A 19157-nucleotide genomic window follows, 5' to 3' on the forward strand; every position below is an offset into this window, starting at 1 on the left:
AGCGAACGGCCCGGCCCCCCGCAGACATTGCGGGGGGCCGGGCCGTCTCGTGCTGCCGCCACGCCCGCAGCCGGCGCCTGCGCTCGCCAGTGACGGCCTGTCAGCCGGTGCGGCAGTACACGGCGGCGCGTGGCGGACCGCCGGCCCCCGTGATCACTGACACAAACGCCCCAGGGGTGCCACTCCTTTGTGCGGGAGAGGGAGACCCTGGCGTCCGGTCAGCGGACATCTTCCACCGGAAGTTGCGTTAACAGTCCGTTTCGCGGGTGTCTGTCTGCGATCGCTTTGTCCGGATTTCGAACCTAAGGGGCCTGATGATGTTGTCAAAACGAGACCCTTTAGGTGTGGTTTACGGGCCGTTCGTACTCAATAGTTGGCCCCACTGAGCTCGGGTCAATGGGTTATGCGCTGTGGGGAGCGTCGGCTCACGAGCACACTCGGGGTGCTGCTGCGTCACCGTCAGGGGTGTCGGCGACGTCTTTCGGTGCCCCTCTTGTAGCGACAGTGGACTCATGAGGAGGAGAACCCATGCGTGGTGCCAACAGCGCCAAGTGGGTCGCGGGCGCGATAGTCGTCGCCCTGACTGCGACCGCCTGCGGTGGCAGCAGCGATGAAGGTAAGGGCAAGGACGGCGGCAGCAACAGCTTCAGCATGAACATTGCTGAGCCGAAGCGTCTGATTCCGCAGTCCGCGACGGAGTCGGCCGGATCGCAGGTCCTTTCGGGTCTGTTCACGCCGCTGGTCGAGTTCGATGCCGAGAACCAGCCGGTTCTGGCGGCAGCGGAGTCCATCGAGAGCCCGGACAACAAGGTCTGGACGATCAAGCTCAAGGACGCCAACTGGCACGACGGCAAGCCCGTCACCGCCAAGGACTACGTCGCCGCGTGGAACTGGGGTGCCTTCGGCCCCAACGCCGCCGACGGCAACTACTTCTTCGACACCATCCAGGGTTATGACGAGATGAACCCGGTGGACCCCGACGGCGAGGAGGGCCCGAAGAAGGCCCCCGAGCCCAAGGCGAAGGAGCTGTCGGGCCTCAAGGCGGTCGACGACAAGACCATCGAGGTCACCCTCAAGGCCCCGTTCGCCGGCTACAAGTCGGTGCTGGGCTACACGGTCTTCTACCCGATGCCCGCGTCGGCGATCTCCGACCTCAAGGCGTACGAAGAGGCCCCGATCGGCCAGGGTCCGTTCCAGATGGACGGCAAGTGGAACCACGACAAGTCCGTGAAGGTCAAGGCCTTCAAGGACTACAAGCTCGGTGACAAGCCGAAGGTCGACGCGGTCGAGTTCCGGATCTACCAGGACCAGAACACCGCCTACAACGACCTGCTGGGCAACAACCTCGACATCGTGGACCAGATCCCGACCGAGGTCATGGGCACCGCTCCGTCCGAGCTGGGCGACCGCTTCAAGACGTCGACGGCCTCCACCTTCCAGTTCGTCGCCTTCCCGACGTACGACAAGAAGTTCAGCGACCCGCGCGTCCGCAAGGCCATCTCCATGGCCATCGACCGTGACGAGATCATCAAGGTCGTCTTCCAGAACTCGCAGTCCTCCGCGGACGCGTTCGTCTCCCCCGTCGTGGGCGGCTACCGCGAGGGCGCGTGCGGCGACGCGTGCAAGTTCGACCCGGCCGCGGCCAAGAAGCTGCTGGCGGAGGCCGGCGGCATCGACGGCAACAAGATCAACATCGGTCACAACGCGGACGGTGGCCACGAGCAGTGGATCAACGCCACCTGTGACCAGCTCAAGAAGAACCTCGGCATCGAGTGCGTGAGCCAGGCGGTGCCGAAGTTCGCCGAGCTGCTGACGCAGGTCGAGAAGAAGAAGTTCTCCGGCATGTTCCGCCTCGGCTGGATCATGGACTACCCGTCCATGGAGAACTACCTCGGCCCGCTGTACAGCTCCAACGGTTCCTCCAACTACTACGGCTACAGCAACAAGGACTTCGACAAGCTGGTCCAGGAGGGCCGCGAAGCGAAGACCGAGGAAGAGGCAATCGCCAAGTGGCAGGCCGCTGAGGACATTCTCGTCAAGGACATGCCGGTGATCCCGCTGCGCTTCGGCAAGAACGTCTTCGGCCACTCGACCAACGTGAAGAACGTCGAGATGAACCTGTTCAACCAGGTTGAACTCATCAAGGTCGAGAAGGCCTGACCGGCGAGAGTTTCTTCGCCGTAAGGAAAATCAGGGCCTGACGACGGGGGGCGGTATCCCGCCCCCCGTCGTTCCCACGAGGAGGAACAATGGGCCGCTACGTCGCGAGACGGCTGCTCCAGATGCTCCCGGTCATCATCGGGACCACCTTTCTTGTCTTCGCTCTCGTCACGGCCATGGGTGGTGACCCGGTACAAAACCTGTACGGTGAGCGACCCGTACCCGAGAGCATCAGAGCTGCGTTGACGGCGCAGTACCACCTGGACGACCCCCTGCCGGTTCGCTACGGCTATTACCTCGGGGGTCTCCTGCAGGGCGACTTCGGAACCAGCCTCAGCGGTTCCCGGCCCATCAGCGAGATGATCGCCGATGCCTGGCCGGAGACACTGCGTGTGGCCGGCATCGCCTTCGCCTTCGAAATGATCATCGGTGTGGCGGCCGGTGTCATGGCCGGTATGCGGCGCGGAAAGTTCCTGGACAACCTCGTACTGCTGTCCACTTTGACCGTTATCGCAGTGCCCATCTTCGTCCTCGGTGTCGCGGCGCAGATCTTCCTGGGCGTCAAGGCCGGGATCTTCCCCATCGCGGGTACCAACGAGGGCTTCTTCAGCTATCTGCTGCCGGGCCTGGTCCTGGGTTCGGTCTCGCTCGCGTACATCGCCCGTCTCGCACGGGCGTCCGTGGCGGAGAACCTGCGCATGGACTACGTGCGTACGGCCAAGGCCAAGGGGCTCTCGCCCTCCCGTATCACCGGAGTCCACGTACTGCGGAACTCGCTGATCCCGGTGGTCACCTACCTCGGCGCCGACCTCGGCACGCTGATGGGCGGGGCGATCGTCACCGAGCGGATCTTCAACATCCCCGGTGTCGGCTACAACCTCTTCAAGGCGATCCAGATCGAGGACGGTCCCGCACTGGTCGGCTTCGTCACCCTGCTGGTCATCGTGTACGTGGTGATGGCCCTTGTCGTGGACCTTCTGTACGCCGTGCTTGACCCGAGGATTCGCTATGCCTGACGCAACGACGACCTCTGTCGCCAACGAGCCCGCCGAGCAGACGGCGAAAGCCGCGGCCCCGGGCCCCGACGCCCGCGGTGGTGGCAGCACCAAGTCGCGAAGCCTCCTGCAGGACGCGGTGCGCGACCTGATCCGCCGCCCGTTGTTCCTCGTCGCCTCGGGCATCATCCTGCTGTTCGTGGCCATGGCGGCCTTCCCGACGCTGTTCGCCAGCGCCGACCCGCAGCTCTGCGAGCTCTCGCGCTCGCTTCAGAAGCCCAGCATGGACGCCTGGTTCGGTTACGACGCCCGTGGCTGCGACGTGTACGCCCGCACCATCCACGGTGCCCGCACCTCCATCACCGTCGGTGTGCTGGCCACGCTGGGATCCGCGCTCATCGCCCTGCTGCTCGGCCTCGCGGCCGGGTTCTACGGCGGCTGGCTGGACGCGCTGATCTCCCGCGGCATCGACATCGTGATGGGCATCCCCTTCCTGGTCGGCGCCATCGTCATCCTCAACAGCTTCCGCGACGAGGACGGCTTCCGCACCGGTGGAATCTGGGGCGTGCTCACCGCGCTCATGGTTCTGGGGTGGATGAGCATGGCCCGCATCATGCGGTCCACCGTGATCCAGACCAAGGAGGCGGACTACGTCACCGCGGCTCGCTCGCTCGGGGCGTCCACCAGCCGGCTGATGTTCCGTCACGTCCTGCCCAACGCGCTCACCCCGCTGATCGTCCTCGCGACGATCTCGCTGGGCGTGATCATCTCCGTCGAGGCGACGCTGAGCTTCCTCGGCGTCGGCATCCAGGAGCCGACCATCTCCTGGGGCGTGATGATCAATCAGTCCCTGGGGCGGATGCGTGAGGCCCTGCATCCGCTGCTCTTCCCGGCAGGCTTCGTCAGCATCACCGTGCTGGCGTTCATCATGCTCGGCGACGCGGTACGCGACGCCCTCGATCCCAAATTGCGCTGAGGGAGGCGTACGTGAAACTCATCGACCGAACCACGGACGTCCACGCCCAGCCTGGGGACGACCACACCGGACCGCTCCTCGAAGTCCGCGACCTGCACGTCGAGTTCCACACCCGCGAGGGTGTGGCCAAGGCCGTCAACGGCGTCAACTACAGCGTCGACGCCGGCGAAACCCTTGCCGTTCTCGGTGAGTCCGGCTCCGGCAAGTCCGTGACCGCGCAGGCGATCATGGGCATTCTGGACATGCCGCCGGGGAGGATCCCGCAGGGCGAGATCCTCTTCCGCGGTCAGGACATGCTCGCCATGCCCGAGGAGGACCGGCGGAAGATCCGCGGCCGGAAGATCGCGATGATCTTCCAGGACGCGCTCTCCTCGCTCAACCCGGTACTCACCGTGGGCTACCAGCTCGGCGAGATGTTCCGCGTCCACCAGGGCCTCTCCAAGAAGGAGGCCAAGGCCAAGAGCATCGAACTGATGGACCGGGTGAAGATCCCGGGCGCCAAGGCCCGAGTGGGCGACTACCCGCACCAGTTCTCCGGCGGTATGCGCCAGCGCATCATGATCGCCATGGCCCTGGCCCTCGAGCCGGACCTGATCATTGCCGACGAGCCGACCACGGCGCTCGACGTGACCGTGCAGGCCCAGGTCATGGACCTGCTCGCGGAGCTCCAGCGCGAGTACAACATGGGTCTGATCCTGATCACCCACGACCTCGGCGTCGTCGCCGACGTCGCGGACAAGATCGCCGTGATGTACGCGGGCCGGATCGTCGAGACCGCCCCCGTGCACGAGCTGTACAAGCGGCCCGCGCACCCGTACACCCGGGGTCTGCTCGACTCGATCCCGCGCCTGGACCAGAAGGGCCAGGAGCTCTACGCGATCAAGGGCCTGCCGCCCAACCTGCTGAAGATCCCGAGCGGTTGCGCCTTCAACCCGCGCTGCCCCAAGGCGGACGACGTCTGCCGTACGGAGATCCCGGCGCTGGTCCCGGTGACCGAGCAGGACGGCAGCGACCTGCCCGGCCGCGGCAGCGCGTGTCACTTCTGGAAGGAGACGATCCATGGCTGAGCTCAAGAAGACGAACGAGGCCGTGGACACGACCCCGAACGTCGCCGAGGTGGAGAAGGCCGGGGCCGCCACCGAGGCGGCGGCGGTCCAGGCGATCGAGGCTCCGGCCGACCGCGGTGAGCCGATCCTTCAGGTGCGCAACCTGGTCAAGCACTTCCCGCTGACCCAGGGCATCCTCTTCAAGAAGCAGATCGGCGCGGTCAAGGCCGTGGACGGGATCTCCTTCGACCTCTACAAGGGCGAGACGCTCGGCATCGTGGGCGAGTCCGGCTGTGGCAAGTCCACCGTCGCCAAGCTCCTGATGACGCTGGAGAGGGCGACCGCCGGCGAGGTCTTCTACAAGGGCCAGGACATCACCAGGCTGTCGGGCCGTGCGCTCAAGGCCGTGCGGCGCAACATCCAGATGGTGTTCCAGGACCCGTACACCTCGCTCAACCCGCGGATGACGGTCGGCGACATCATCGGCGAGCCCTTCGACATCCACCCCGAGGTGGCCCCGAAGGGTGACCGGCACCGCAAGGTGAAGGACCTGCTGGACGTCGTCGGGCTCAACCCCGAGTACATCCACCGGTATCCCCACCAGTTCTCCGGCGGTCAGCGCCAGCGCATCGGCATCGCGCGCGGCCTGGCGCTCAACCCGGAGATCATCATCTGCGACGAGCCGGTGTCCGCGCTCGACGTGTCGGTGCAGGCGCAGGTCGTCAACCTGATGGAGAAGCTGCAGGACGAGTTCGACCTGTCCTACCTCTTCATCGCGCACGACCTGTCTATCGTCCGGCACATCTCGGACCGCGTCGGCGTCATGTACCTGGGCAAGATGGCGGAGATCGGCACGGACGTGCAGATCTACGACCACCCCACCCACCCGTACACGCAGGCGCTGCTCTCCGCGGTCCCGGTCCCCGACCCGGCCCTGCGCGAGGGCCGTGAGCGGATCATCCTCACCGGTGACGTGCCGTCGCCGGCGAACCCGCCGTCGGGCTGCCGTTTCCGCACCCGCTGCTGGAAGGCCGAGGAGAAGTGCGCCACCGAGGTGCCGCTGCTCGCCATTCCGGAGCGCTTCAGGGGCCAGGAGACCGAGGCCGCGCACGAGTCGGCGTGCCACTTCGCCGAGGAGAAGGACGTCGTCCACGCGGCGTAGTCCCCTCTCTCACACGCAGGGCGCCTGTCCCCACCCGGGGGGCGGGCGCCCTGCGCGTCGTGGAAAGGCATTGCGCGAGACGGCGTCGGCACCCGAAGGTGTCAGGATGGATGACCCATCGACCGACTCGACGGGCCGGACCGGCTCGACCGACCGGACCGGCCGCCGGATCGCGCTGTGCGCCGTCGACGACGGCAACTGGCGGGCCGTCGCCGACGTCGCCCCGCGCGACGAGCAGCGCGGCTTCGTCGCCGCCCTCGCCGCCCGCTATCTGCTGCTCTCGATGCGCGGCGGCCTCTGGACCTCGCTCGGTGTCCTCGCGGACGACACCGTCGTCGGCCATGTCATGTGGGCGTACGACGACGAGGGCGGGGCCCACTGGATCGGGGGCCTGGTCGTCGACGCCGACGAGCAGGGCCGCGGTGTGGGGCGAGCCGCCATGCGCGAGCTGATCCGGCTGCTGTCCCGGCGCCCGGACTGCCGGGAGATACGGCTCTCCTACCACCCGGACAACGGCGGCGCGGCCAAGCTCTACGCGGCGCTCGGGTTCACCCCGACCGGCGACTTCGAGGACGACGAGGTGGTGGTCGCCCTGCCGGTCACCGGGGTCCCGGCGGCCTGAGGGCCGAAAACCCGTTGCGGGCCCCGGGCCGGGGCGCGAACAGTGGCCGTATGTCTCTCACCGTCCGGCCCGCGACGCTCGCGGACGCACCCGTCATCTGCGCTCTGCTGAACGCCGTCGACATCGCCGAGATCGGCCACGCCGACACCGAGCTGCACACGGTCGAGACCGACCTGGCCCACCCCGAGGTCGACCTCGCCCAGGACTCGTGGCTGGTGCACGAGGCCGGCGACCTGGTGGCGTACGGAATCCTGTGGACCGACTCCGGCAAGGGCGACATCGGCGTCGACCACTACGTCCTCCCCGGCCGGCCGGACGCCGCCCTGCCGGTCCTCGAGCGGATCGAGGAACGCGCCGTACGGATGGCCGCGGCGGGCGGCGCCGAGAAGGCCGTACTGCATCTGAACCTGACCGTACGGACCACGCTCGACACCGCGCTGCTCGAGGCCCGCGGCTGGCGCACCGTCCGCCGCTACCAGGTGATGACCCGTCCGCTGACCTCCGACGACCGCCCGCCGCAGCCGCCCCCGGGAGTGTCACTGCGCGACTGCACCGCCGACGCCGACCACCGGGCCGCCCACGCTCTGGTGGAGGAGACCTTCGCCGAGCACTTCGACCACCACCCCCGTACGTACGAGCAGTGGCTGGCGGACGGCGGCCCCCGCGACCGGTCGCTCATGTGGATCGCCTCCGTCGAGGGCGAGGGCGATGTGGCCGTACTGCTGACCCGGAACGACAAGGAGACCATGGGCTGGATCAGGAACCTGGGGGTCCGGAAGGCGGCACGCGGCCGCGGTCTCGGCGGCCATCTGCTGCGCCACGCCTTCGCCGTGTACGCGGCCCGGGGCCGGGACACCATCGGACTCGCGGTGGACACCGGCAACGAGAGCCGGGCGCTCGCGCTCTACGAGGCCCACGGGATGAGCCTGCACTACGCGATCAACACCTGGGAACTCGTCCTGCCGGTACCCGCACCCACCACACGGGCGACCTGAAAATGCGTTAGGTCCCTTATGGAGTGATATTGGGCCCCAAGTCGACTTGGGATCTAGGAGGCACTCCATGCGCGGAGCCACCCACGTGAAGTGGGCCGCATGCGCGGTCGCCGTCGTCCTCGCGGCGGCGGCCTGCGGCGGCGGGAGCGACAGCGGCGGCGGCGGGGCCGACGGCATCGTGAGCTCCTCGTGGGGCGACCCGCAGAATCCGCTGGAGCCGGCCAACACCAACGAGGTGCAGGGCGGCAAGGTGCTCGACATGATCTTCCGCGGCCTCAAGCGGTACGACCCGAAGACCGGCGAGGCCGAGAACATGGTCGCCGAGAAGATCGAGACGACCGACGCCACGAACTTCACCATCACCCTCAAGGACGGCTGGACCTTCTCCAACGGCGAGAAGGTCACCGCGCGGTCCTTCGTGGACGCCTGGAACTACGGCGCGAACCTGAAGAACAACCAGCGGAACGCGTTCTTCTTCGGCCAGATCGACGGGTACGCCGACGTCCACCCCGAGTCCGGGGAGCCGCGGGCCCAGAACATGAAGGGCCTGAAGGTCACCGGCCCGCTGACCTTCACCGTGCGGCTCTCGCAGAAGTTCTCCACCTGGCCCGACACCCTCGGCTACGCCGCCTTCGCCCCGCTGCCCCGGGCCTTCTTCGACGACCACGACGCCTGGCTCGCCAAGCCCGTCGGCAACGGTCCGTACACCGTCGACTCGTACGCCAGGGGCTCCCAGATGTCGCTGCGCCGCTGGGACGGCTACAACGGGCCCGACAAGGCGCAGAACGGCGGCATCGACCTCAAGGTCTACACCGACAACAACACCGCCTACACCGACCTGATCGCCGGCAACCTCGACCTCGTCGACGACGTGCCCGCGTCCCAGCTCAAGAACGTGGAGGCCGACCTCGGGGACCGGTACATCAACAGCCCCGCCGGCATCATCCAGACCCTCGCCTTCCCGTTCTACGACGACGACTGGAACACCCCCGACGGCGCGAAGCTCCGCACCGGGCTCTCCATGGCGATCAACCGCAAGCAGATCACCGACACCATCTTCCAGCAGACCCGCACCCCGGCGAAGGACTGGACCTCACCGGTGCTCGGCGAGGACGGCGGCTACGATCCCTCGCTCTGCGGCGCGGCCTGCGAGTACGACCCCGCAGAGGCGAAGAGGCTGATCGCCGAGGCCGGCGGGCTGCCGGGCGGCCGGATCTCCATCTCGTACAACTCGGACACCGGCTCCCACAAGGACTGGGTCGACGCCGTCTGCAACTCCATCAAGAACGCCCTCGGCGACGACCGGGCCTGCGTCGGCAACCCCATCGGCACCTTCGCCGACTTCCGCAACCAGATCACCCAGTCCAAGATGTCCGGTCCCTTCCGGGCCGGCTGGCAGATGGACTACCCGTTGATCCAGAACTTCCTCCAGCCGCTCTACTACACCAACGCCTCGTCCAACGACGGCAAGTGGAGCAACCAGAAGTTCGACGACCTGGTCGACGAGGCCAACGCGCAGACCGACCCCGCGGAGGCCGTCGAGACCTTCAAGGAGGCGGAGAGGGTCCTGCGGGACGAGATGGCCGCCATCCCGCTCTGGTACCAGAACGGCAGCGCGGGCTACTCCGAGCGCGTCTCGAACGTCGCGCTCAACCCGTTCAGCGTCCCCGTCTACGACGAGATCAAGGTCGACTGACGGCGGAAGGCCCCCGGCCCGGCGCGCCGTGAGCGCCCGGGCCGTGACCCGTTCCACGACCCCCGGAGCCCTTCATGGGACGTTATGTGATCCGGCGTCTGCTGCAGATGATCCCCGTCTTCTTCGGCGCCACGCTGCTGATCTTCCTCATGGTCAACGTGATGGGAGACCCCATCGCGGGACTGTGCGGGGAGCGGCGGTGCGACCCGGCGACAGCCGCCCAGCTCCGCAGGGAGTTCGGCCTCGACAAGCCCCTCTGGCAGCAGTACGCGACCTACATGGGCAACGTCTTCACCGGGGACTTCGGCACCGCCTTCAACGGCCAGGAGGTCACCGAGCTGATGGGCGAGGCCTTCCCGGTCACGATCAGGCTCACCCTGGTCGCCGTCGCCTTCGAGATCGTCATCGGCATCGTCCTCGGCGTCGTCACCGGACTGCGCCGCGGCCGCCCCGTCGACAGCGGGGTGCTCCTGTTCACGCTCGTCGTCATCTCGGTGCCGACGTTCGTCACCGGCCTGCTGCTCCAACTGCTCCTCGGCTACAAGTGGGACATCATCGACCCGTCCGTCTCCACCGACCCCAGGCTCGACGAGCTGATCGTCCCCGGACTGGTGCTCGCCTCCGTCTCGCTCGCCTATGTGACCCGGCTGACCCGCACGTCCATCGCGGAGAACAGCCGCGCCGACTACGTCCGCACCGCCAAGGCCAAGGGCCTGCCGCGGAGCCGGGTGATCCGCAAGCATCTGCTGCGCAACTCCCTGATCCCGGTCGTCACCTTCATCGGCACCGACGTCGGCGCGCTGATGGGCGGCGCGATCGTCACCGAGCGGATCTTCAACATCCACGGGGTCGGCTATCAGCTCTTCCAGGGCATCCTGCGGCAGAACACGCAGACCGTCGTCGGCTTCGTCAGCGTCCTCGTCATCGTCTTCCTGGTGGCGAACCTGCTGGTGGACCTGTTGTACGCCGTTCTGGATCCGAGGATCCGCTATGCCTGAGCCGTACCAGAACCCGCACTTCGAAGACCCCGGTCATCAGGCCGTGTCCGGCGCCGCGGGATCGGGCGGCGGGACCAACCTCGCGATGAGCGAGGGAGAGACGCTGGAGCAGACTCCCGACGGGCCCGAGGGCACCGGCCCGGCGGCGAAACCGCGCAGCCTCTGGTCGGACGCCTGGCGCGATCTGCGGCGCAACCCGGTCTTCATCGTCTCGGCCCTGGTGATCCTCTTTCTGATCTTCATCTCGCTGTGGCCGTCGGCGATCGCCTCCGGCAACCCGCTCTCGTGCGATCTCGCCAGGGCCCAGGAGGGCTCCCAGCCGGGCCATCCGTTCGGCTTCAACGGCCAGGGCTGTGACGTCTACACCCGTACCGTCTACGGCGCGCGCGCCTCCGTGACCGTCGGCGTGTGCGCCACCCTCGGGGTGGCGCTGCTCGGCTCGGTGCTCGGCGGACTGGCCGGCTTCTTCGGCGGCTTCTGGGACGCCGTCCTGTCCCGGCTCACCGACGTCTTCTTCGGCATCCCGGTGGTCCTCGGCGGCCTCGTTCTGCTCTCCGTCATCACCAGCACCACGGTCTGGCCGGTGGTCGGCTTCATGGTGCTGCTGGGCTGGCCGCAGATCTCCCGAATCGCCCGCGGCGCCGTCATCACCGCCAAGCAGAACGACTACGTGCAGGCCGCCCGGGCGCTCGGCGCCTCCAGTTCGCGGATGCTGCTGCGGCACATCGCGCCCAACGCCGTCGCCCCAGTGATCGTGGTGGCGACCATCGCGCTCGGCACCTACATCTCGTTGGAGGCGACGCTGTCCTTCCTGGGCGTCGGTCTCAAGCCGCCGACCGTCTCCTGGGGCATCGACATCTCGTCGGCCTCCCCGTACGTCCGCAACGCGCCGCACATGCTGCTGTGGCCCGCCGGTGCGCTGGCGATCACGGTGCTCGCCTTCATCATGCTCGGCGACGCGGTGCGCGACGCCCTCGACCCCAAGCTGCGCTGACCGAAGCTGAGGAGCCGCCATGCCCGCCACGTCCTACGAGGCCGTGACGTCCGCGGAACCGGACGCGTCCGGCAGCCTGCTCGACGTGCGCGGTCTGCACGTCGAGTTCCGCACCCGGGACGGGGTCGCCAAGGCCGTCAACGGGGTCGACTACACCGTGGACGCGGGCGAGACGCTCGCCGTGCTGGGCGAGTCCGGGTCCGGCAAGTCCGTCACCGCGCAGGCCGTCATGGGCATCCTCGACATGCCGCCCGGCCGGATCACCGGCGGGCAGATCCTCTTCAAGGGGCAGGACCTGCTGACGATGCGGGAGGAGGAACGGCGGAAGATCAGAGGCGCCGGAATGGCCATGATCTTCCAGGACGCCCTCTCCTCCCTCAACCCGGTCCTGAGCGTCGGCGACCAGCTCGGCGAGATGTTCACCGTCCACCGGGGGCTGTCGCGCAAGGACGCGAAGGCCAGGGCGGTCGAGCTGATGGACCGGGTCCGCATCCCCGCCGCCAAGGAGCGCGTCGGCCAGTACCCGCACCAGTTCTCCGGCGGTATGCGCCAGCGCATCATGATCGCGATGGCCCTCTCGCTGGAGCCGGACCTGATCATCGCCGACGAGCCGACCACCGCGCTCGACGTCACCGTGCAGGCCCAGGTCATGGACCTGCTGGCCGAGCTCCAGCGCGAGCTGGACATGGGGCTGATCCTGATCACCCACGACCTCGGCGTCGTCGCCGACGTCGCCGACAAGATCGCCGTGATGTACGCGGGCCGGATCGTCGAGACCTCCCCCGTCCACGACATCTACCGGGCGCCCGCCCACCCGTACACCAAGGGCCTGCTCGAATCGATCCCGCGCGTGGACCAGAAGGGGCAGGAGCTGTACGCGATCAAGGGCCTGCCGCCGAATCTGATGCACATCCCGCCGGGCTGCCCCTTCCACCCGCGCTGCCCGATGGCGCAGGACGTGTGCCGGACCGATGTCCCACCGCTGTACGAGGTGGACGAGCGGCGCGGGAGCGCCTGCCACTTCTGGGAGGCGACGCTCCATGGCTGAGGCGATCCTCGAGGTCCGCGACCTGTACAAGCACTACCCGCTCACCAGGGGCATTCTCTTCAAGAAGCAGGTGGGCGCGGTCAAGGCGGTCGACGGCGTGGACGTGGACCTGTTCGCGGGCGAGACCCTCGGCATCGTGGGGGAGTCGGGCTGCGGCAAATCCACGCTTGCCAGGATGCTGGTCCATCTGGAGCGGCCGACGTCGGGCACGATCCGGTACAAGGGCGAGGACATCACCAGGCTGTCGGGCCGTGCGCTCAAGGCCGTGCGGCGCAACATCCAGATGGTGTTCCAGGACCCGTACACCTCGCTCAACCCGCGGATGACGGTCGGCGACATCATCGGCGAGCCGTACGAGATCCATCCGGAGGTCGCCCCCAAGGGGTCGCGCCGGCAGAGGGTGCAGGAGCTGCTGGACGTCGTCGGGCTCAACCCCGAGTACATCAACCGCTATCCGCACCAGTTCTCCGGCGGCCAGCGCCAGCGCATCGGGATCGCCCGCGGGCTCGCCCTGCGACCCGAGGTCATCGTGGCCGACGAGCCGGTGTCCGCGCTCGACGTGTCGGTGCAGGCGCAGGTCATCAACCTGCTGGACAGGCTCCAGGACGAGTTCTCGCTCAGCTATGTGTTCATCGCGCACGACCTGTCGATCGTCCGGCACATCTCGGACCGCGTCGGTGTGATGTACCTCGGCCGGATCGTGGAGCTCGGCAGGGACGCGGAGATCTACGACCACCCCACCCACCCGTACACGCAGGCCCTGCTCTCCGCCGTGCCGGTGCCCGACCCGGAGGCGCGTGAGCGGCGTGGGGGTCCCCCCGGCGAAGCCAGGGGGAGGATCATCCTCACCGGTGACGTGCCCTCGCCGACGAACATCCCGTCCGGCTGCCGCTTCCGGACCCGCTGCTGGAAGGCGCAGGAGCGGTGCGCGGTGGAGGTGCCGCTGCTGGCGGTGCCGTCGCATCTGCGGACGGCCGAGGGGCCCGTGCAGCACCCGTCGGCCTGCCACTTCGCGGAGGAGCTGCACGTGGTGCCGAGCGCGCCGGAGAACGGTGACGGCGGGGCCGCCACCAGCCTGTGAGGCGCCGTCACATCTGTTAACACGCAGGCAACTCGGGCGACGCCGGTCCGATATACGGACGCTCCACGCTGAGGAGCGTACGGCCGTGCGGGTGCCGTAGGCCGGCCGGGACCGCTTCTGCGGACCCGGCCGGTCGTCACGCGCCGCCGCGCGCCGGTTGTCCGGAACTGTCCGGTCATCGTCTTGTTGGCGCCGTGCCGCCCCCGGCAGGATCGTTCGCGTGACTCTTACGCGGGGGGCAAGAATCACCGGAGCGGTGCTGTGCGGCGTGCTCGCGCTGATCACCGGGGCGTGGATCGTCCGGGACATCTCGGCGGCCGACGGGCTCGCCGGCTTCTGGCACCGCTGGGCGTCCGGCCCCAGGCTGGGCTTCGGACCGCCCGTGCAGGCCACCGCACCTCTCGACGGAGCGCTGCTGGCGGTGTACGCGGGTACGGCGGTCGCCGTGCTGCGCTCCTCCGTCGCGGCCTCCGCGCTGCTGGCGACGGCCGTGTTCACCTTCGCCGTCCGGCTGCCGAGCCTGTGGGTCGTGACCGCCTCGTCCGCGTATCCGGAGCCCGGGGACCCGGTGCGGACACGTGCCCTGCTGACCGTCTTCGCCGTGCTCGGCCTGGCCGTCGGGCTCGCCATCACGGCGGTGGCCGGCCGACGGCCCCCGGAAGCCGCCGCGCCGGTCCCGGCGCCGCTGCGGCCGACCGCTTCGGTGGCCTGGCTGGCCGGCCCGCTGCTGCTGCTGGCCGCGGCCGTCACCACGGCGTGGCAGATCCACCTCGGTTACCAGATCGGGCCCGCGGTCTATTTCGACACCGTGGCGGGCGGCGGGCCGTTCGCGCACGGGCTGCTCGCGCCGCCGCCGGGCTGGCTGGCGGCCACCGTCGTGATCCTCTGCCTGACGGCGGGCGTCGGCCTGCTCACCAGGGCCGTCTTCGCCCGCCCGCTGGGCGCCGTGCTCGCGGCGGGCATCCTGGCGTCCGGCGCGGTGGACCTCGACTTCGTGCTGCGGCTGCGGGCCCTGGAGCACTTCGGGGCGGTGCCGCCGGAGTACCAGCTCATCGTCGTGACCGCGTTCTTCGAACTGGTCGCGGGGACCGCGCTGATCGTCCTGCTGGCGCGGCGCGGCGAGAGCGACCCGGCGGACGACCCGTGGTCCGGCGGCGCGAACCGGCCACCACCGGGGTACGGGTACCCACCGGCGCCGGGAGGGTACGGATACCCGCCGCCCGCCGGAGGCCCGCCGCCGCCCTCGTCACCGCCGCCGAACTGGTGACCGGCCGCCCCTCAGGCGCCGAGCCCGAGGGACCGCTTGAGGAAGTCGACCTGGAGCAGCAGCAGATTCTCCGCGATCTGCTCCTGCGGCGTCATATGGGTCACCCCGGTCAGCGGCAGCACCTCGTGCGGGCGGCCCGCCGCCAGCAGCGCGGAGGACAGCCGCAGTGCGTGGGCCACCACCACGTTGTCGTCCGCCAGCCCGTGGACGATCATCAGCGGCCGTGCCGGGTCCGCCGCGGCCGTCAGACCGGCGTCGGTGACCAGCGAGTTCGCGGCGTACGCGGCGGACTGCTCGCCGGGGTCGCCCAGATAGCGCTCGGTGTAGTGGGTGTCGTAGAGCCGCCAGTCGGTCACCGGGGCGCCCGCCACCGCCGCGTGGAAGACGTCGGGGCGGCGCAGCACCGCCATCGCCGCCAGATAGCCGCCGTACGACCAGCCGCGGACGGCCACCCGCGACAGGTCGAGCGGGAAGGACCCGGCCAACACGTGCAGCGCCTCGATCTGGTCGTCCAGCGTCGCGCCGAAGTCCCCCGCGATCGCCTTCTCCCAGCCGGGGGAGCGGCCGGGGGTGCCGCGGCCGTCCGCGACGACGACGGCGAACCCCTGGTCGGCGAACCACTGCGAGGTCAGATACGGATTGTGCGCGGCCAGCACGCGCTGACCGTGCGGACCCCCGTACGGGTCCATCAGCACCGGCAGCGGGCCGTCCGAGTCCCGGTGGTGCGACGGCAGCAGCACCGCGCACGGAATCCGCCGCTCGCCGGCCTCGGTGAGCACCGGCCGGGCGCGCAGCACCGGCTGCTCGGCGTACGAGGCGACGACCGCGATCTGCTTGCCGTCCCTGAGCACCTGGACCGTGGCGCCGCTCGTGTCCGTACGGGAGGAGGCGAGGACGGTCACCCCGCCCGCGCGGACCGCCGCATGGACGCCGGGGCCTTCGGAGACGCGTTCGACGCCCAGCTCGTTCACCCGGTACACATGGATCTCGCCGGTCTCCGGCCGCGCGGCCCCCTCGCCCGCCGCCGCCGAGACCAGCACGTCGTTCTCGCCGATGTCCAGCACCGCGCGCAGCTGCAGCTGCGGTCCGGTCAGCACCCGGTCGCCGACGGCGAGCACCCGGGCCCCGCCCTCGTCCGCGATCCGCACCAGCCGGCCGGCGCCGAAACCGCGCGCGTGCGACGACTCGGGGGCCCAGGCGGGCACCCCGGGGAAGAGTTCCAGCCAGGCGGCGTCCTCGTCCACATGCACGGTCCGGGTCCGGCCCGAATCCGGGTCGGCCGCCAGGTGCAACTGCGTGCGCTGGTCCCGCGACTGTACGAGCAGCAGCGGAGCACCGGCCGCCGACCAGTGCACGCGCGCCAGGTACGGATAGCGGTCCCGGTCCCAGCTCACCTCCGTGCGCTCCCCGTCGAGGGTGACGAAGAACAGCCGTACGTCGGCGTTGGGCGTCCCGGCGGCCGGATAGGCGACCTCCGCCGGTTCCCGCTCCGGATGCGCCGGGTCGGGGATCCACCAGCGCCGCACCTCGCGCTCGTCGGTGCGGGCGACGAGCAGCCTGTCCGAGTCCGGCGCCCACCAGAAGCCGCGCGAGCGGTCCATCTCCTCGGCGGCGATGAACTCCGCGAGGCCGTAGGCGGTGTGCTCGTCCTCCGGCTCGGCCAGCGCCCGGTCCCCCTCGCCCTCCGCGCCCGTCACCCGCAGCGCGCCGCCGGCCGCATAGGCGACGAGACGGCCGTCCGGGGAGGGCCGGGGGTCCAGCACCGGCCCCGGCACGGGGAGTTCGCGCGCCGTACCGGCCCGCAGCTCCGCGGTGAACAGCCGCCCGGACAGGGTGAAGGCCGCCAACTCGGCCGCCTGGTCGACCGCGTAGCCGACGATCCCGGCGGAGCCCTCCCTGCTGCGCTCCCGCCGGGCGCGCTCCTCGGCGGACAGCTCCTCCTCGGAGCCGCCCAGCAACTCCCGCGGATCGGCGGCGAGACGCTCCTGCGGCGGGCCGTGGCCGTCCAGGTCGAGCACCCACAGCAGTCCCGACCGGTCCGTCCCGGAGGCCGAGCGCAGGAACACCAGGCGCGACCCGTCCGGAGACACGGTGAAGGCGCGGGGGGCGCCCAGGCTGAAGCGCTGGGTCCGCGCGGACTGACGCGGAAAGGAGAGCGGCTGCGTCGACGTCATGGGTCCGAACCTTAAGCGGTGTGCGCCCCCGTGTGCTGCCGTGCACCGATCGATGCCTGGGCACGGATAGTTATGATCCGTAGCGCAAGGTGGGTATGAACCTCCTGCACATGTCCTGGCACATGCAACTGGCCCGTCCCGACCGAATATCTGTGGAGGTGAACCGCCGTGGCACTCTCGATTTCGGCGGTGGTGCTGCTGGCGATCGTCGTCTTCCTGCTGATCCGGAAATCCGGTCTCAAGGGTGGACATGCGGCGGTCTGCGTGTTGCTCGGGTTCTACCTCGCCAGCTCTTCGATCGCGCCGACCATCTCGGAGCTGACGACGAATGTGGCAGGGATGATCGGGAGCTTCAAGTTCTGACACGGGCGGCGCGTCGGCGCCCGTTCTAGGGTGTCCGTATGAAGGATCTCCCCGCCCGCCGTCTGCTCCTGGTGCACGCGCACCCGGACGACGAGTCGATCAACAACGGCGCCACGATGGCCATGTACGCGGCCGCCGGCGCCCACGTCACGTTGGTGACGTGCACACTCGGCGAGGAGGGTGAGGTCATTCCGGACGATCTCGCCCATCTCGCACCGGACCGGGAGGACCGGCTGGGGCCGTACCGCGTCGGGGAACTGGCCGCCGCGATGAAGGAGCTGGGCGTCACCGACCACCGCTTCCTCGGCGGGCAGGGCCGCTTCCGCGACTCCGGGATGATGGGCCTCGAGCAGAACCACCGCGAAGGGGCGTTCTGGAACGCGGACGTCGACGAGGCGGCCGCGTATCTCGTGGAGGTCGTCCGCTCGGTGCGCCCGCAGGTGCTCGTGACCTACGACCCCGACGGCGGGTACGGGCACCCCGACCACATCCAGACCCACCGCGTGGCCATGCGCGCCGCCGAACTCGCCGCGGACGCCGGCTTCCGGCCGGACCTCGGGACGCCGCACCGGATCGCGAAGATCTACTGGAACCGGGTCGCGCGGTCGGCGGCGGAAGAGGGCTTCGCGCGGCTGCGCGCCGCCGGGACGGACTTCCCGGGCATCGCCGAGATCGGTGACGTCCCCGGCGTGGTGGACGATTCGGACATCACCGCCGAGATCGACGGCACCGCGTACGCGGAGCGGAAGGCGGCCGCGATGCGCGCGCACGCCACCCAGATCGCGGTGGACGGCCCGTTCTTCGCGCTCTCCAACGATCTGGGACAGCCCCTGTTCACCACGGAGTACTACCAGTTGGTGGCCGGCGAGTCCGGCGCGGCGCCCGGCGAACGGGAGTACGACCTTTTCGCGGGGGTTTCGCCGTGAGCGGCGGTGGCGGCGGCAGTCGTGACGCGGGCAGGAGCAGGGCGGGCGGCGCGGGCGGGAGCGTGGCTCGCGGCGCAGGGGCGAGCGTGGCGAGGAGCGGGGGCGGCGGCCGGGACGAGCCCGGTTCCTGGCTCACCCGGCCCCCGCGGCTTCCCCGGCCCGGCCGGTTCCTCGCGTACTGCGTGCTGCTGGTCCTCGGCGCGGCCGTCGGCGCGGCGGGCTCGCTCGTCCAGGCGGCCTGGTTTCCCGGGGGGTTGCTGCTGGCGCTGCTGGCCTCCGCGGGCCTGTTCCTCGGCTCCGTACGGGCGACGGGCAGCCAGGCCGGAGTGATCGCCTCGGCGGTCGGCTGGCTCGCCGCGATCGTCGTGCTCAGCGTCGGACGCCCGGAGGGTGACGCCATGTTCGGCGCCGGGATCGGGCCCCTCGTCTTCATGCTCGGCGGCATGGCGACGGCTGTGATGTGTGCCACGATGTCGCGGTTGCCGCAACCCGGTGGCGGGCCGGGCCGACTTGGACGATGAGCACGGACAGGACCCCAGCAAGCAGCCGGTGCGGCCCGCCCCCTAGGGTGGGTCGACCCACGGGGTGGGAAGCCGCCGAACTGACCATGCCCGTACGGTCGGCGGAAGGCCGCTTCTCGCAGTCCCGGGGTGT

General features: G+C 69.6%; 17 protein-coding genes. 16 read left to right on the forward strand and 1 reads right to left on the reverse strand.

Going from position 1 to position 19157, the window contains the following annotated elements; all coding sequences use genetic code 11:
* Positions 1-528: 528 nt before the first annotated feature.
* The 13 genes from ACWD01_RS06420 (at position 529) to ACWD01_RS06480 (ending at position 15040) form a co-directional block, all read left to right on the forward strand.
* On the forward strand, positions 529-2160 hold the full coding sequence (locus ACWD01_RS06420) for a peptide ABC transporter substrate-binding protein (protein WP_451158687.1): 1632 nt from the start codon (positions 529-531) through the stop codon (positions 2158-2160).
* An 89-nt stretch (positions 2161-2249) separates the two neighbouring features.
* Positions 2250-3176, forward strand: coding sequence for an ABC transporter permease (locus ACWD01_RS06425; protein WP_451158689.1), 927 nt, complete (start codon positions 2250-2252; stop codon positions 3174-3176).
* The gene (locus tag ACWD01_RS06430) at positions 3169-4131 is read left to right on the forward strand and encodes an ABC transporter permease (protein ID WP_451158691.1); all 963 of its coding nucleotides are present in this window, start codon (positions 3169-3171) and stop codon (positions 4129-4131) included. Before ACWD01_RS06425 ends, ACWD01_RS06430 begins: the two co-directional genes overlap by 8 nt.
* Positions 4132-4142: 11 nt before the next feature.
* On the forward strand, positions 4143-5198 hold the full coding sequence (locus ACWD01_RS06435; protein ID WP_451158693.1) for an ABC transporter ATP-binding protein: 1056 nt from the start codon (positions 4143-4145) through the stop codon (positions 5196-5198).
* Complete coding sequence (locus ACWD01_RS06440) at positions 5191-6339, forward strand: ABC transporter ATP-binding protein (RefSeq protein ID WP_451158695.1); 1149 nt, start codon at positions 5191-5193, stop codon at positions 6337-6339. Before ACWD01_RS06435 ends, ACWD01_RS06440 begins: the two co-directional genes overlap by 8 nt.
* A 106-nt stretch (positions 6340-6445) precedes the next feature.
* Positions 6446-6961, forward strand: a complete 516-nt coding sequence (locus ACWD01_RS06445) for a GNAT family N-acetyltransferase (RefSeq protein WP_451158697.1) — start codon at positions 6446-6448, stop codon at positions 6959-6961.
* Positions 6962-7011: 50 nt separating this feature from the next.
* Positions 7012-7956 (forward strand): GNAT family N-acetyltransferase, encoded by a 945-nt coding sequence (locus ACWD01_RS06450; RefSeq protein WP_451158699.1) that lies wholly within the window; start codon positions 7012-7014, stop codon positions 7954-7956.
* A gap of 67 nt (positions 7957-8023) precedes the next feature.
* Positions 8024-9652: a peptide ABC transporter substrate-binding protein gene (locus tag ACWD01_RS06455; protein WP_451158701.1), complete on the forward strand. Its 1629-nt coding sequence runs from the start codon at positions 8024-8026 to the stop codon at positions 9650-9652.
* A 74-nt stretch (positions 9653-9726) separates the two neighbouring features.
* On the forward strand, positions 9727-10650 hold the full coding sequence (locus ACWD01_RS06460) for an ABC transporter permease (protein WP_451158703.1): 924 nt from the start codon (positions 9727-9729) through the stop codon (positions 10648-10650).
* The gene (locus tag ACWD01_RS06465; RefSeq protein WP_451158705.1) at positions 10643-11644 is read left to right on the forward strand and encodes an ABC transporter permease; all 1002 of its coding nucleotides are present in this window, start codon (positions 10643-10645) and stop codon (positions 11642-11644) included. Before ACWD01_RS06460 ends, ACWD01_RS06465 begins: the two co-directional genes overlap by 8 nt.
* 19 nt (positions 11645-11663) lie before the next feature.
* Positions 11664-12692 (forward strand): ABC transporter ATP-binding protein, encoded by a 1029-nt coding sequence (locus ACWD01_RS06470; RefSeq protein WP_451158707.1) that lies wholly within the window; start codon positions 11664-11666, stop codon positions 12690-12692.
* Positions 12685-13773 carry an ABC transporter ATP-binding protein gene (locus tag ACWD01_RS06475; protein WP_451158709.1) on the forward strand — a complete coding sequence of 363 codons (1089 nt, stop codon included), beginning with the start codon at positions 12685-12687 and terminating at the stop codon, positions 13771-13773. Before ACWD01_RS06470 ends, ACWD01_RS06475 begins: the two co-directional genes overlap by 8 nt.
* 220 nt (positions 13774-13993) lie before the next feature.
* Complete coding sequence (locus ACWD01_RS06480; protein WP_451158711.1) at positions 13994-15040, forward strand: hypothetical protein; 1047 nt, start codon at positions 13994-13996, stop codon at positions 15038-15040.
* An 11-nt stretch (positions 15041-15051) separates the two neighbouring features.
* Here ACWD01_RS06480 and ACWD01_RS06485 read toward each other — a convergent pair whose 3' ends face one another.
* The gene (locus tag ACWD01_RS06485) at positions 15052-17214 is read right to left on the reverse strand and encodes a prolyl oligopeptidase family serine peptidase (protein ID WP_451158713.1); all 2163 of its coding nucleotides are present in this window, start codon (positions 17212-17214) and stop codon (positions 15052-15054) included.
* Positions 17215-17382: 168 nt separating this feature from the next.
* Between ACWD01_RS06485 and ACWD01_RS06490 the strand changes: the two genes are divergently transcribed.
* The 3 genes from ACWD01_RS06490 to ACWD01_RS06500 all read left to right on the forward strand — a co-directional run bounded on the left by ACWD01_RS06490 (position 17383) and on the right by ACWD01_RS06500 (position 19024).
* Positions 17383-17577 carry a hypothetical protein gene (locus tag ACWD01_RS06490; protein WP_356892429.1) on the forward strand — a complete coding sequence of 65 codons (195 nt, stop codon included), beginning with the start codon at positions 17383-17385 and terminating at the stop codon, positions 17575-17577.
* A gap of 38 nt (positions 17578-17615) precedes the next feature.
* Positions 17616-18503 (forward strand): N-acetyl-1-D-myo-inositol-2-amino-2-deoxy-alpha-D-glucopyranoside deacetylase, encoded by an 888-nt coding sequence (gene mshB / locus ACWD01_RS06495; RefSeq protein WP_451158715.1) that lies wholly within the window; start codon positions 17616-17618, stop codon positions 18501-18503.
* 86 nt (positions 18504-18589) lie between these two features.
* Positions 18590-19024, forward strand: coding sequence for a DUF6113 family protein (locus ACWD01_RS06500; protein WP_451158717.1), 435 nt, complete (start codon positions 18590-18592; stop codon positions 19022-19024).
* Positions 19025-19157 lie beyond the last annotated feature (133 nt).

Source organism: Streptomyces sp. NPDC002835 (assembly GCF_053591995.1).

Bases quoted from the DNA above. Each gene is read 5' to 3' on its own strand.
- ACWD01_RS06420 (WP_451158687.1), top strand. From the start codon at position 529: ATGCGTGGTGCCAACAGCGCCAAGTGGGTCGCGGGCGCGATAGTCGTC.
- ACWD01_RS06425 (WP_451158689.1), top strand. From the start codon at position 2,250: ATGGGCCGCTACGTCGCGAGACGGCTGCTCCAGATGCTCCCGGTCATC.
- ACWD01_RS06430 (WP_451158691.1), top strand. From the start codon at position 3,169: ATGCCTGACGCAACGACGACCTCTGTCGCCAACGAGCCCGCCGAGCAG.
- ACWD01_RS06440 (WP_451158695.1), top strand. From the start codon at position 5,191: ATGGCTGAGCTCAAGAAGACGAACGAGGCCGTGGACACGACCCCGAAC.
- ACWD01_RS06445 (WP_451158697.1), top strand. From the start codon at position 6,446: ATGGATGACCCATCGACCGACTCGACGGGCCGGACCGGCTCGACCGAC.
- ACWD01_RS06450 (WP_451158699.1), top strand. From the start codon at position 7,012: ATGTCTCTCACCGTCCGGCCCGCGACGCTCGCGGACGCACCCGTCATC.
- ACWD01_RS06455 (WP_451158701.1), top strand. From the start codon at position 8,024: ATGCGCGGAGCCACCCACGTGAAGTGGGCCGCATGCGCGGTCGCCGTC.
- ACWD01_RS06460 (WP_451158703.1), top strand. From the start codon at position 9,727: ATGGGACGTTATGTGATCCGGCGTCTGCTGCAGATGATCCCCGTCTTC.
- ACWD01_RS06465 (WP_451158705.1), top strand. From the start codon at position 10,643: ATGCCTGAGCCGTACCAGAACCCGCACTTCGAAGACCCCGGTCATCAG.
- ACWD01_RS06470 (WP_451158707.1), top strand. From the start codon at position 11,664: ATGCCCGCCACGTCCTACGAGGCCGTGACGTCCGCGGAACCGGACGCG.
- ACWD01_RS06475 (WP_451158709.1), top strand. From the start codon at position 12,685: ATGGCTGAGGCGATCCTCGAGGTCCGCGACCTGTACAAGCACTACCCG.
- ACWD01_RS06485 (WP_451158713.1), bottom strand. From the start codon at position 17,214: ATGACGTCGACGCAGCCGCTCTCCTTTCCGCGTCAGTCCGCGCGGACC.
- mshB (WP_451158715.1), top strand. From the start codon at position 17,616: ATGAAGGATCTCCCCGCCCGCCGTCTGCTCCTGGTGCACGCGCACCCG.